Raw genomic sequence first — 13,366 nt, forward strand, 5'->3', positions numbered from 1 at the left:
TCATCGATTTCGGAGAAACTCCATGGCCATAAAACCCATCGAATACCATGACGGCGTCTGCCGGATGATTGACCAGCGCCTGCTGCCGACCGACGAGGTCTGGCGGGATTATTTCGACTATCAGGGAATCGCCGAGGCGATTCGGACCATGGTCGTGCGCGGGGCGCCGGCCATCGGCGTGGCGGCGGCCTTCGGTGCCTGGTTCGGCGCCCGCGATATCGACGAGGACGATTTCGACCGCTTCTTCGCCCGCTTCGAAAAGGTCTGCGCGACCCTGGCGGCGACCCGGCCGACTGCGGTCAATCTCAGCTGGGCGCTGGAACGGATGAAAAACTTCGCTAGGGCCAGCAGCTCCTATCCGGTAGAAGACATCAAGGTCACCCTGGAATATGAGGCGATGTCCATCGCCGACGAGGACATCCGGGTCAATATGGCCCTGGGACGCCACGGTCAGGAACTGATTCCCGACGGGGCCCACGTCCTCACCCACTGCAATGCCGGGGCGCTGGCCACCGGCGGCTACGGCACCGCCCTCGGCGTGCTTCGCGCCGCCCGGGCGGCGGGCAAGAACATTTCGGTGCTGGCCGACGAAACCCGCCCCTTTTTGCAAGGCGCGCGGCTGACCGCCTGGGAATTGCAGAAAGATAACATTCCGGTCACCCTGATCTGCGACAACATGGCCGGCTACCTGATGAGCAAAGGCGAGATCGACTGCGTCATCGTCGGTGCCGACCGCATCGCCGCCAACGGCGATACCGCCAACAAAATCGGCACCTACACCGTGGCGGTGCTGGCCAAGGAGCACGGCCTGCCCTTCTACGTCGCCGCGCCGACTTCGACCATCGATATGAGCCTGGCCAACGGCAGCGCCATCCCCATCGAGGAGCGGGACGCCTGCGAGGTGACCCACTGCGGCGACAAACGAATCGCCCCCGAAGGCGTGGCGGTGCGCAATCCCTCTTTTGACGTGACTCCGGCCCGGCTCATTACCGCCATCATCACCGAATGGGGAATCGCCTGCGGCGACTACGGCGAAGGGCTCAAGACCCTCATGGCCCGGGTGCGCTGATGACCGTGGCGGCTCTCGCCGAACGCCTTAGCCGGGCCCTCACCGGACGGCCGGACGCCCGCCGGGAACTGGCGCGGGAACTCGGTTTCACCGAGCCGGAGAAGACCGCGACCAACCTGGAGCTGCTGCACGAGTTGCTGGGGGATACGACGCTGCTCGCAACCCTGACGGAAGATGCCCGCACCGCCGCCGATCCCGACCTGGCCCTGAACAGCCTGGAACGCCTGGGCAACAACCTGCCCCGCGAAGGTCTGACGGCGGTGCTGAACGCACCGGAGGATCGTCGTCTGCTGCTCACCGTGCTCGGCGCTTCCCCCTTCCTCACCGGCATCCTCTGCCGCACGCCCTCTTATTTCCAGGAGCTCTTTTCCGCCGGGGAAATCCGCCGGAGCAAGGACGAAACGGCGATGCTCGCCGAACTGCGCGAGCGGATTCCGGAAACAGCCCCCTTCGCCGAACTGCAGAAAGGGCTGCGCCGCTACAAGTCCCGGGAAATCCTCCGCATCGGCGCCCGCGACTTGGGGGGACTGGCCGACCTGGTGGAGGTCACCGCCGAGCTCTCGGCTCTGGCCACCGCCACCCTGCAACGGGCCTTCGAGGTCTGTACGGTGTTGTTGCGGGCCGAATACGGCGCGCCGATCCTTGACGACAGAACCGGCGTACCGGGAACCGAGGCGGAATTCATCATCCTCGGCATGGGCAAATTCGGCGGGTGCGAGCTCAACTTTTCCTCGGATATCGATCTCATCTACTTCTACTCCTCGGAACGGGGCTTAAGCAGCGGCGTCCCCGATCCCACCGGCGCGGTCAAGAATCGCATCCACCTCCATCCCTACTTCTGCAAACTGGCCGAGCTGATCACCAAGGCCATCAGCCAACCGACGGAAGACGGCTTCGTCTTTCGCGTCGATCTGCGCCTGCGCCCGGAAGGGAACAGCGGCGATATGGCCAACTCCCTGCGCAGCGCCGAGGTTTACTACGAAAGCTGGGGGCAGAGCTGGGAACGGGCGGCGCTGATCAAAGCGCGGCCGGTAGCCGGTTCCATCCCCCTCGGCGAGCGGTTGCTGAAAAGCCTGGAGCCCTTCGTCTTCCGCCGCTACCTCGACTACGGCATGGTCGAGGACATCAAGGGGATGAAGCAGAAGATCGACCAGAGCCTGGCCCGCAAGCAGGAAGCGGAAACCAATCTCAAACTCGGCCGGGGAGGGATCCGCGAGATCGAGTTTTTCATCCAGGCCCTGCAGCTGATCCATTCCGGGCGCAAACCCGCCCTGCGGGAAAAAAACTCTCTGCGCGCTCTCGACCGCCTGCACAAAGAAGGACTGATCAGTGCTAATGTGCGCGCGACCCTGCGCGAGGCCTACATCTTCCTGCGCACCGCCGAGCACCGCATTCAGGTGGTGCAGGAGCGCCAGACCCACAATCTTCCTGCTAGCGAGGCCGAACGCCGCGCCCTGGCCCGCCGCTGCGGCTTTCCCGACCATGCCGCCTTCGCCCGCGATCTGGAGAAGCATCGCGGGGGCGTCGAAGCGATCTACCGCGACCTCTTCTACACCAGCGAGGCGGAGAGCCGCGAAGAACTCCGCCCGGAGGTGAACTTCCTTTTCGATCCTGCGGCCGACGTCGATTTGGTCAAAGATCTTCTGGAAGAGAAGGGTTTCAAAAATCCCGACGCCGCCTATGAGACTCTGCTCACCCTCCGCGACGGGCCGCCCCACTCGCATCTCACCCGCCGTGCCCGACGCCAGCTTGAGCGGATTGCGCCCCTGCTGATGCAGGCGGTGCTCGACTCCCCCGAACCGGAAATGGCCCTGCTCAACCTCGACCGCTTCATGACCACGGCGGTACGAAGAGCGCGGGGCACCTTCTACGCCCTGCTAGCGGAGAATCGCGAGATCATCGCCATCCTCATCTCCCTCTTCAGCACTAGCCAGTTCCTCTCGCGGATTTTCATCCAGCATCCGGAAATTCTCGATTCCCTGGTTTCGGGAGGTCACGGCCGAGCCTACAAGAATCGTGAAACGATGGAAAGGGATCTTTCCGCGCTCCTCGCCGAAGCGGACAATTACGAAGAGAAGCTCGAAGTGCTGCGGCGCTTCCGCAACGAGGAATTTTTACGCCTGGCCATGAGCGACACCCACGGCAAGACGCCGCAGGGAGGGTTGACCTCGCAGCTCTCCTATCTCGCCGATGCCTGCCTGAAGCAGGCGACGGTCATCGCCCGGGAAGAGCTGATCCCGCGCTTCGGCCTCCCCTTTTGCAAGGACAGCGGCGAGGAAGCGGGTTTCGCCATCGTCGGCATGGGCAAGTTGGGGGGGATGGAGCTGAACTATCACTCGGATTTGGACATCATCTTCATCTACGAGGGGGAGGGGGAAACCCGGCCGGTCGAGGGGACCGAACCCGACCGTTTCAAGAGACAGACCAATCCCGAATACTTCGCCCGACTGGCGCAACGGATCATCTCGGTGCTGACCCTGATGACCCGGGAGGGCTCCGTCTACCAGATCGACACCCGGCTGCGTCCTTCGGGGAACCAGGGACCGCTGGTGACGAGCCTGGCCGCCTACCGGCGCTACCACGAGTTATCAGCGGCCCCTTGGGAGCGCCAGGCCCTGACCAAGGCGCGGGTCGTCCTCGGCCCCCAGCCCCTGGCAAAACAGATTGCGGAGATCAACCGCGAGATCGTCTACCTGCGCCCGGTGCCAACCGAACTGCAAACCGAAATACGCCGGTTGCGGGCGCGCATGGAAAGTGAGATCGCCAAAGAAAGGGCCGGTCATTTCAACATCAAGACCGGACGCGGGGGGATGGTGGATGTCGAATTCATCGTCCAATACCTGCAGATTCTCCACGGCGCCGCCCACCCGAAGGTACAGGTCGGCAATACCCTGCAAGCGCTGGCCGCCCTGGAAGGAGAAGGCATTCTCGCCCTTGCGGATCGCGTCGCTTTGGAGAGCGGCTACAAATTCCTGCGCCGCCTGGAAAACCGCCTGCGCCTGGTTCACGACCAGTCGATCAACGACCTCTCCGGCGACCGCGCCTATCTGCTCAAACTCGCCCGCCGCCTCGGCTACCCCGAGCGCCCCCGACGGCCGGATGAGGTTTTTCTGGAGGAATACCGCCAGGTGACGGAAAAGATCCGGGCCATCTTCGACCGTCTGCTCGGCGACGACGAGACGACGGAAAACTCAACCATGTAGGATGCGGTGACGCAGGAACCGCATCGCGGTGTCGGTGCGGGGGCTGATGGCAGGAATCAGGCAACGCTGATTTCGATCTGGCGGGGCTGGGCGTCCGGTTTTTTCGGCAGCACGATCTTCAGTACGCCCCGATCACAGTGGGCACCGGCCCGGTCGGGGTCGACGCTCGCCGGCAGGGTAAAAACCCGCCGAAAGGGGCCGTGCTCCCGTTCAATCCGCTGATAAGAAGCCTGGCGCCCTTCCCGTTCCAAGTGCCGCACCCCCTGCACGATCAAGGCCCCCTCCTCAATGCGCACATCGATATCCTCTTGCTCGACTTCGGAGAGGTCGAGCTTGATGACGACCTCTCGCTCATCCTCGTAGATATCAGCCGCCGGCTGCCACCCTCCCTCCTGCGTGAAAGGCTCGCCGGCGCTCCGTTCCCGGCTCATCTCCAGCAGGCGGTCCATACGTTCTTGCATGGCCCGAAGCTCGGGCCAGGGACTCCATCGGGACATGACCATTCTTACCTCCCGTCGGTTGTTGACTCCATCGGGCGCAAACCATTCGCCCCACGTTTGTGGCCTATCATGAAGGCTCCCTATGATACGACTGGAGTTCCTGAAAAAACAATGCTATAAACAGCCGGTCTGAAATGAAACCGGGGGGGGGGTATCATGGAAGGATTGATCCGCAAACTACTTCAGGAATCGGGAAACGATGATATCAGGCTGGTCGCCGGTATCGAACGACTGGCCACTTGCCATGGCGACGAGGTCTATCAAGAAGCCCTGCGGCAACTGACCTCCAAAAACTTCCCGCACAAAGCCGCCCGTGAACATTGGCGTCACGCCTTGCTCCACCGCGACCGGCTCTTTCCCGCGAACAACCGCTCCGGACGGCTGCGTGCCGCCCTTCTCGACTATCTGCACGCCGTCACCAACGAAATCGACGATCCGCGCATCGTTGAGGGCCGGCATCTGGAAACCATCCGCCAAGCCTCCATCACCGACGGGCTTACCGGCCTCTACCACCAAACCTACTACAAAGCCCATCTCGAACACCTGCTCGACCGTCGGACCGGGTCCGGGGATCGCCGTTTCGCCGTGGTTCTCCTCGATCTCGATCATTTCAAGCAGTACAACGACCGCTGCGGCCATCTCGCCGGGGACCAGGCCCTGCGCCGCACCGCCGAAATCCTTCAGTTCAACCTGCACCAAGGGGATCTTGCCTGCCGCTACGGCGGCGAGGAGTTCGCCCTGTTGCTCCATCGCGCCGGCCAAGACGATGCCTTCGCCGTCGCCGAGCGGATTCGCGCCGCCGTCGAAGAGACCGCCTATCTGGGTCAGGAACTCATGGACCGCGGCAATCTGACGATCAGTGCCGGCATCGCCGTCTACCCGACGCATGGCGCTTCGGCCATGGATCTGCTGGCCTTGGCCGATGAGGAACTCTACCGGGCCAAGGAACAGCGCAACTGCATCAGCCCTCCCCTTAACGGCCAGCGCCGGGAAATCCGCCACAGGCGCCTGTCGTTGGTGGAATTCACCCTGGCACCGGGAGAACCCTTCCAGCCGGGTCTAAGTTTCGACATCAGCCGCACCGGCCTCTCTTTCGGGTGCAGCTTTGACCAACTCGCCGCCGGAGCGGTTCTCGGCATCCGTTTCAGACAGCCTTTCTGGCCCGTTACCTGTGAGCTCGACGGTCGTGTCCGGCATGTGGAAAAGCAGCAGGAAAACGGGCTGGTGCGGATTGGCCTGGAATTCGTGGATCTCCCCGCAAGCCTCCTGCAGCTGCTTCCGGAACGTCCCCGCATGGCTTCCCTCTTCTCCCCGAGCCGGGATTGAATGCCCCCGACGATTTGAATTCGGCCCCCATCCGTGGTAGCTTTTCCCCCGCGAGCCTCACCCCGAATTCCCTAGGAGGAGTACCATGTCCGCTACCGTCTATCTGGCCGATCTCCGCGCCGGGCATAAAGAAAATCTCTTCGACAAGTTGCTGCGGCTGCTTGATGCCGCCGGTATCGACCGCATCGTCGGCCGCGACGAGCTCACCGCCATCAAGATCCACTTCGGCGAAAAAGGGGGACATGCCTATATCCGCCCGATCTTCATCCGCCGCATCGTCGACCGGATCAAACAGCTTGGCGGCAAGCCCTTTCTCACCGAATCCTGTACCCTCTACCCCGGCGAACGCAAGGAAGCCGTCTCGGCTCTGACCTGCGGCATCGAAAACGGTTTCGCCTATGCCGTCGTCGGCGCCCCGCTGATCATGTGCGACGGCCTGCGCGGCCACTCGGCGCGGCGCGTCCCGGTACAGGGGGAGATGTTCAAAACTGTCGACATCGGGCTGGAGATTCTCGAAGCCGACGCCCTGATCACCGTCAGCCACTTCAAATGCCACGATCAGACCGGCTTCGGCGGCGCCCTGAAGAACCTGGGCATGGGCTGTTCAAGCCGCACCGGCAAGATGGAACAGCACTCCACCGTCGCGCCGGAAGTCAACGACCAACGTTGCACCGGCTGCGGCGTCTGCCTGCGTGCCTGCGCTCACGGGGCAATCCTGATCAGCGGCGGCAAAGCCCGCATCGACGGCGAAAAATGCACAGGCTGCGGACGCTGCATCGCCGTTTGCGAGGCCAAGGCGATCCAGGTCCAGTGGAACGAGAAGGCACCCCTGGTCATGAAGAAGATGGCCGAATACGCCCAGGGCGCCCTCCACGGCAAGGCCGGCAAGGCCCTGTTCGTCAACTTCGTCACCCAGGTTTCCCCCGCCTGCGACTGTTACGGCCATACGGACGCCCCCATCGTTCCCGACCTCGGCATCCTCATCTCCACCGACCCGGTGGCTCTCGACCGGGCCTGCGCCGATCTCGTCAACAACGCCCAAGGATTGCCCGACACCGCCCTGGCGAACGGCCACGAACCGGGCGGCGACAAGTTCCGCGGCGTCCACCCCGACATCGACTGGCACGTCACCCTCGACCATGCCGAAAAGATCGGCCTCGGCACCCAGGATTATAAGCTGGTAAGGCTGGAACCGAAGAACCGGAACTGGTAGGGGAAAAAGGCTGCGGCAGGGCGCCTCGATGTGCGCCCTGGTCCCCAGCGATAATTGATGCTTGTGTATGTAGCAAACCCCTCTAAATCTCTCCTGATAAAGGGAGATTTAGAGGGGTTTGTTTTAGACCTTAGTTCGCTTTGTCCTCTACCTCTACCAGCTCCACCACCCGCGCCCAACCTTCCCCAGCCCGCCAGCGCACATCCAGATCGAAGAGCCGCAGACCGTAAATCCGCTCGACTTCCTGATCTTTGCGATAGGCCGGGCGGGGATCGTATTGCAGAATCTGCTCGATCAATTCTCGCAAGCCCGGCCGCTCTCCCTCCAATTCGCGACAGCGGTCGAGAGCCTCGGGGGTAAAGTCGACGCGCAGACTCGGCGCGGGGGGCGCGTCGGCGAAACCGCCGCGCGCGTCCGGCAGGGCATCGGCGTAGGGGAGATAGGGTTTGATATCGAGCACCGGGGTGCCGTCGAGGAGATCGGCCCCTTGCAGCTCCAGACGCCACTGGCCGTTCTCTTCGACGATGTCGAGCAGTTTCGCCACCGACAGGCCGAGGGGGTTGGGGCGATGGGTGCCGCGGGTAGCGAAGACGCCGAGGCGGCGGTTGCCGCCGAGGCGCGGCGGACGCACCGTCGTTTGCGTCGGCGTATGCGGACAGGCGTGAAAGACGAAGAGCAGCCAGAGATGGGAGAATTCCTCCAGACCGCGCAGAGCCTCGGCGCGGTTGAAGGGGGGAAGGAGTTCGAGACGGGCGCGGGCGGCGTGAACCAGCCCCGGCTGCCGGGGAATACCAAACTTCTCCTTGAAGCAGGAGCGGATGATGCCGACGGGACGGAAAGAGAATTTCACAAATTCCCCCTTTCTCCTCCACATTGCCAAAAAGAGGAAAAGGCAGAGGCCAGGCTGAAATGCCTGGCCCCTCATTTGACGTAGGGGCGAACCTTGTGTTCGCCCCTACCGGATACCGGATTATTTCTCGGCAAGGATCCGCACCATGCGGCGTAGCGGCTCGGCGGCACCCCACAGCAGCTGGTCGCCGCAGGTGAAGGCCGACAGGTACTGGGGACCCATCTTCATTTTGCGCACCCGGCCGACGGGGGTCTTGAGGGTGCCGGAAACCGCCGCCGGGGTCAGCTTGGCAAGGCTCTCGGCCTTGGTGTTGGGAACCAGATCGGCCCACTCGTTGTCGTTGGCGATCATCGCTTCAAGGTCGGCGATGGGCACGTCCTTAGTCAGCTTGATGGTCAGCGCCTGGCTGTGGCAGCGCATGGCGCCGACGCGGACGCAGATGCCGTCGATGGGAATCGGCTTCTCGGTGCCGAGAATCTTGTTGGTTTCGACCAAGCCTTTCCACTCCTCGCGGCTCTGGCCGTCCTCGACCTCGCGATCGATCCAGGGGAGGAGGCTCCCGGCCAGGGGAAAGCCGAATTCTTTCGTCGGCAGCGAGCCGTCGCGCAGGGCGGCGGTAACCTTCTTGTCGATTTCAAGGATCGCCGAAGCGGGGTCGGCTAGCTCTTTGTCGACGGTGCCGTAAAGCGCGCCCATCTGTGACAGCAGTTCGCGCATGTTGGGGGCACCGGCGCCGGAGGCGGCCTGGTAGGTCATGGAGGTCATCCACTCCACCAGATTATTGCGGAACAGGCCACCCAGAGCCATAAGCATCAGGCTGACGGTGCAGTTGCCGCCGATGAAATCTTTCTGGCCGTTCTTCAGCGCCTTGTCGATGACGTTGCGGTTGACCGGATCGAGGATGATGACCGCGTCCTTCTCCATGCGCAGGGTGGAAGCGGCGTCAATCCAGTAGCCCTTCCAGCCGGCCTTGCGCAGTTCGGGATGGACGGCCTTGGTATAGTCGCCCCCCTGGCAGGTGAGAATGACGTCGAGTTTCTTCAGCTCATTGATGTCATCGGCGCTCTTCAGGGTACCGGCGCCCATGGGCGCAGCCCCGCCCGCCTGGGAAGTGGAAAAGAAGACCGGCTCAATACCGGCGAAATCGTTTTCTTCCTGCATGCGCTGCATGAGGACCGAACCGACCATGCCCCGCCAACCGACAATACCGACGTTCATTATGTGGACTCCTTTTACGCTAGGGGTTGTGGATGAAAGTTTCCGGAGTATAACCGAAACGGGAAAAAAATTTAAGGGGCGCGATAGCGTATACGGCAGAAAAATAAAAATATTTTCTATTTTTGCGAATGTCACGGATGAAAAAACCGTAATACCTTGGATGTCCACGGAAAACACGGAAGGCACGGAAAAAGACCATAAGACAATCCAATCTCCAGTATTTACGAGATTGGCTTCGTGATTATCGGTTCTATTCCTGCTTTTGTCCGTGTTTTCCGTGCCTTCCGTGGACCCAAAAGCCTTTAAAACCCCTTGCGCCCGGGCTTGCCCCTGTGCTAACAGAGCGGGACTTTTTTCCTGACGGAGCTTCCTTTATGATCCACTTGACCAACATCACCCGCCAGCACGGTGCCCACGTCCTCTTCAAGGACGCCAGTTTTCAGATCCTCCCCGGCAGTCGCAGCGGCCTGGTCGGCACCAACGGTGCCGGCAAATCGACCATTTTCCGCCTGATTACCGGCGAGGAAGACCTCGACGGCGGCGACATCAGCTGCTCCAAGAAAACCGTAATCGGCTACTTCTCCCAGGAAGTCGGCGACATGGCCGGGCGCAGTGCGCTTCAGGAGGTTATGGCCGCCTCCGCCCGCACCATGCACCTGGGCGAACAGATCCAGCAGATGGAAGCAGCCATGGCCGAACCCATGGAGGACGACGCCCTCGCCACCCTGCTGGAGCGCTACGGCGAGGCCCAGGAAGAGTTCGAGCATCGCGGCGGTTACGATCTCGAAGCCCGCGCCCAGGCGGTCCTCACCGGCCTCGGCATCGGCCCTGACGACTATGACCGGCCGGTGGAAAGCTTCAGCGGCGGCTGGAAGATGCGCATCGCTCTGGCGAAGATTCTCACCATCAACCCCGACGTGCTGCTCCTCGACGAGCCGACCAACCACCTCGACGTCGAGTCCATCGTCTGGCTGGAGAACTGGCTGGCCGAAGAGTTCAAGGGGGCGGTGCTGATGACCAGCCACGACCGCGATTTCATGAACCGCCTGGTGACGCGGATTATCGAGGTCGGCGGCGGCACCATCACCACCTACGGCGGCAACTACGATTTCTATCTGCGCGAGCGGGAGATCCGCCGCGAGCAGCTTTTGGCCAGCCACCGTCGCCAGCAGGAGATGCTGGCCAAGGAGGAGGACTTCATCGCCCGTTTCGCCGCCCGCGCCAGCCACGCCGCCCAGGTGCAGTCGCGGGTCAAGAAACTGGAGAAGATCGAGCGCATCGAGATTCCCCCGGAGCAGAAGACCATCAAATTCGAATTCGCCGCACCACCCCGCAGCGGCGACGACGTGGTCAAGATCGAGGCCTTGAGCAAAACCTGGCCCCTGCCAAATGGCGGAGAGAAATCGGTATTTGGCGGAGTCTCGGGGCTGATCCGACGCGGCGAGAAGATCGCCGTGGTCGGCGTCAACGGCGCCGGCAAGTCAACCTTCCTGAAAGTGCTCGCCGGCCAGACCGAGCCAACCACCGGCGGCGTGACCATCGGCGCCAACGTCTTTCCCGGCTATTTCAGCCAGCATTCCATGGATCTGCTCGACCCCAAACGCACCGTCTTCGAGACCGTTCAGGACGCCCTGCCACAGGTGAACATCGGCGTGCTGCGCAACCTCTGCGCCGCCTTCCTCTTTCAAGGAGACGACGTCGACAAGCGGGTCGACAAGCTCTCCGGCGGCGAAAAGAGCCGGTTGGTGCTGGCCACCTTGCTCGGCCGTCCGCTCAATTTTCTGATCCTCGACGAACCGACCAACCACCTCGACATCGCCTCCCGGGGAATCCTCCTTGAAGCCCTGCAAGGCTTCACCGGCACCGTCGTTCTGGTCAGCCACGACCGCCATTTTCTGCGCAGCCTGGTCAACCGGGTCTTCGAAATCGACCACGGCGAAATGCGGATCTACGAGGGGGATTACGAATACTACCTGGACAAAACCGATCGGGAACACCGAGCGGGGTAGCCTCGGCATAAAAATTGCGCCATTAGCCGAAACTTAGGGCCACAGACCACCCCGATCGCTCCCTCTTCTCACGAAAGAACGTTGCCGGTGGATCGAAGATTTTCACCCTTGAAGAACGGTCAAGGCTATTCCCTCATCGAATTGCTGGTCGGCCTGGTGATCTTTACGATTGCGACCATGGCCATTTTGACCATGGTCATTACCGCAATTCGCGGCAACTCCAAATCCCAGACCATCACGGAAGCCCGACTTCTCGCCCAGGAAAAACTGGAAATCCTGCAGAACACCCCGGTCGACACCCTGATCAATCTCGACGCCTGCCCTGGGAACACCGACCCGAAAAGTGACCTAGTCTGCACCTATGAATGCGCGCCTGAAAGTTGCGAGTTCTATCGTGTCCTCGGTCCTAGTGACCCGGAAAAGCCGGACCATATCTGGATTACGGTGACGTCGGAATCGCACAATTTTTCACTCAAGAGGCTGGTTCGGGAATAAGCATATGGGCCAAAAAGGGACCACCCTGATCGAATTGATTGTCGTCATGGCGATAGTCGGGATCATCGGCTGGCTTGTCGTTTCGTCTTTTATCAACCTGAGCGACACGCTTTCCAATCAGGACAAGACGGTTGACCTGTAATCCGCCGGTCGCGAAACCATCGACAAGATGGTGCGGATACTCCGTGAGGCGGGGCTGAATCCCATGGAGCAAGAAGACTTCAACGGCATTGAAAAAGCGACGGCCACCAAGTTGCGGTTGATCCTCGATAAAGATCTGAGCGGCGAGATCGAAGAAGGTGCCGAAGAGCGGGTTACCTTCGAATTCGCCAACGGCTCGTTGCCGGAGGAGAATATTTCACAGCCCAAAATTCCGACGAACTGAAAAACGCCTTCGACAGCATTCAAGAGCACAACGCCTCCTTTGTCGCGCCCACCGTGCCGCCGAGTGACAACAATCAGATGTTCGCCGGCGACCGGATCTATTTCGGGCTCTTCAAACCCAAGCAGAGCGGCCGCTGGCAGGGGAACCTCAAAGCATTTAAACTGGATGATGCCGGGGAGATTCTCGACGCCAACGATCAACCGGCGCTCAACGCCAACGGCACGTTCAAGGCGACGGCCCAATCCCTGTGGTCGACGTCTCCTGACGGTTACAACGTCGACCAAGGAGGCGCCGGTGGGAAACTGGTCACGAACGACAGCCGTAACCTCTATACCTTCATCACCGGCAACTCCACCAACCTGACCCATGCCGACAACCGCTTCAGCGTGGATAATCCCCTCATCACCGAGGGGCTGCTCGATGTGAGCGCCGCCCTGCGTGACGGCATCATCACCTCGGTTCGCGCCGAAGACCAGGACTGGCCCTTGGGCGACATCGTCCATTCGGGACCGGCCGTACAAAAAATTCCCTTCGATTCCAATGCGGACGGTACTGACGACGGAAGCAAATCGTATATCTATGTCGGCGCCAATGACGGCATGCTGCACGCCTTCGACGGCGATACCGGCGAAGAACTCTGGGCCTTCATTCCCCCCGATCAACTTTCCCGCCTGAAAAAATTACTCGACGACGGTCATGACTATTTCGTCGACGGTTCGGTTTCGGTCATCGAACGGGAAGACAGCACCCTGCTCTTTTTCGGCGAACGCCGGGGGGGACCGTACTACCATGCCCTCGACATTACCAACCCCCTGCAACCCGTTTACAAATATGCCATCAACGAAGCGCACCTGGACCAACTGGACTGGGATGACGACGGCGAAATGGAAATCGACGCGATTGGCGCGACCCTGGGGCAGTCGTGGTCCCGTCCGCATGAGATCAAACTGAAGATCGGCGAGGAATCCCATGATCTGCTGCTCCTCACCGGCGGCTATGACGCCGAGAATCAGGACAATACGGAATCCCCGCCGCGACGGATACGGCCGGTCGCGCCATTTTCGCCATCGACCCCGACACCGGCGAAGTGACCGGTCT

At 61.5% G+C, this 13,366-nt stretch carries 12 protein-coding genes; 9 read left to right on the forward strand and 3 right to left on the reverse strand.

Annotation, left to right across the window (positions count from 1 at the left end; genetic code table 11):
- The first annotated feature begins 22 nt into the window (after positions 1-22).
- Both mtnA and glnE read left to right on the forward strand, forming a co-directional pair.
- Positions 23-1,069 carry an S-methyl-5-thioribose-1-phosphate isomerase gene (mtnA, locus tag RBR25_RS00790; protein ID WP_432817614.1) on the forward strand — a complete coding sequence of 349 codons (1,047 nt, stop codon included), beginning with the start codon at positions 23-25 and terminating at the stop codon, positions 1,067-1,069.
- A complete protein-coding gene (gene glnE / locus RBR25_RS00795) occupies positions 1,069-4,272 on the forward strand; it encodes a bifunctional [glutamate--ammonia ligase]-adenylyl-L-tyrosine phosphorylase/[glutamate--ammonia-ligase] adenylyltransferase (protein ID WP_432817615.1) in 3,204 nt (1,067 codons plus the stop codon). Before mtnA ends, glnE begins: the two co-directional genes overlap by 1 nt.
- A gap of 56 nt (positions 4,273-4,328) precedes the next feature.
- Here the strand turns inward: glnE and RBR25_RS00800 are convergent, their stop codons facing one another.
- Entirely contained in the window at positions 4,329-4,769 is a 441-nt protein-coding gene (locus tag RBR25_RS00800) for an Hsp20/alpha crystallin family protein (protein ID WP_432817616.1), read from the reverse strand.
- A 159-nt stretch (positions 4,770-4,928) separates the two neighbouring features.
- Between RBR25_RS00800 and RBR25_RS00805 the strand changes: the two genes are divergently transcribed.
- Entirely contained in the window at positions 4,929-6,098 is a 1,170-nt protein-coding gene (locus tag RBR25_RS00805; RefSeq protein ID WP_432817617.1) for a diguanylate cyclase, read from the forward strand.
- Positions 6,099-6,183: 85 nt separating this feature from the next.
- Entirely contained in the window at positions 6,184-7,311 is a 1,128-nt protein-coding gene (locus RBR25_RS00810; protein WP_432817618.1) for a DUF362 domain-containing protein, read from the forward strand.
- Positions 7,312-7,441: 130 nt separating this feature from the next.
- Here RBR25_RS00810 and tsaA read toward each other — a convergent pair whose 3' ends face one another.
- Both tsaA and asd read right to left on the reverse strand, forming a co-directional pair.
- Complete coding sequence (tsaA, locus tag RBR25_RS00815) at positions 7,442-8,161, reverse strand: tRNA (N6-threonylcarbamoyladenosine(37)-N6)-methyltransferase TrmO (RefSeq protein ID WP_432817619.1); 720 nt, start codon at positions 8,159-8,161, stop codon at positions 7,442-7,444.
- A 120-nt stretch (positions 8,162-8,281) separates the two neighbouring features.
- Entirely contained in the window at positions 8,282-9,379 is a 1,098-nt protein-coding gene (gene asd, locus RBR25_RS00820) for an aspartate-semialdehyde dehydrogenase (protein ID WP_432817620.1), read from the reverse strand.
- A gap of 374 nt (positions 9,380-9,753) precedes the next feature.
- On the opposite strand from asd, the gene abc-f reads away from it, so the two are divergent.
- The 5 genes from abc-f to RBR25_RS00845 all read left to right on the forward strand — a co-directional run bounded on the left by abc-f (position 9,754) and on the right by RBR25_RS00845 (position 13,359).
- Positions 9,754-11,388: a ribosomal protection-like ABC-F family protein gene (gene abc-f / locus RBR25_RS00825; RefSeq protein ID WP_432817621.1), complete on the forward strand. Its 1,635-nt coding sequence runs from the start codon at positions 9,754-9,756 to the stop codon at positions 11,386-11,388.
- Between the two features lie 108 nt (positions 11,389-11,496).
- Entirely contained in the window at positions 11,497-11,883 is a 387-nt protein-coding gene (locus tag RBR25_RS00830) for a type IV pilus modification PilV family protein (protein WP_432817622.1), read from the forward strand.
- A 4-nt stretch (positions 11,884-11,887) separates the two neighbouring features.
- A complete protein-coding gene (locus tag RBR25_RS00835; protein ID WP_432817623.1) occupies positions 11,888-12,025 on the forward strand; it encodes a type II secretion system protein in 138 nt (45 codons plus the stop codon).
- Between the two features lie 27 nt (positions 12,026-12,052).
- Positions 12,053-12,268, forward strand: a complete 216-nt coding sequence (locus RBR25_RS00840; protein ID WP_432817624.1) for a hypothetical protein — start codon at positions 12,053-12,055, stop codon at positions 12,266-12,268.
- Positions 12,269-12,321: 53 nt separating this feature from the next.
- Positions 12,322-13,359 carry a PilC/PilY family type IV pilus protein gene (locus RBR25_RS00845; protein ID WP_432817625.1) on the forward strand — a complete coding sequence of 346 codons (1,038 nt, stop codon included), beginning with the start codon at positions 12,322-12,324 and terminating at the stop codon, positions 13,357-13,359.
- Positions 13,360-13,366 lie beyond the last annotated feature (7 nt).

Origin of the sequence: Trichloromonas sp., from assembly GCF_034006665.1 — a bacterium.
In the GTDB taxonomy this organism is placed as follows: domain Bacteria; phylum Desulfobacterota; class Desulfuromonadia; order Desulfuromonadales; family Trichloromonadaceae; genus Trichloromonas.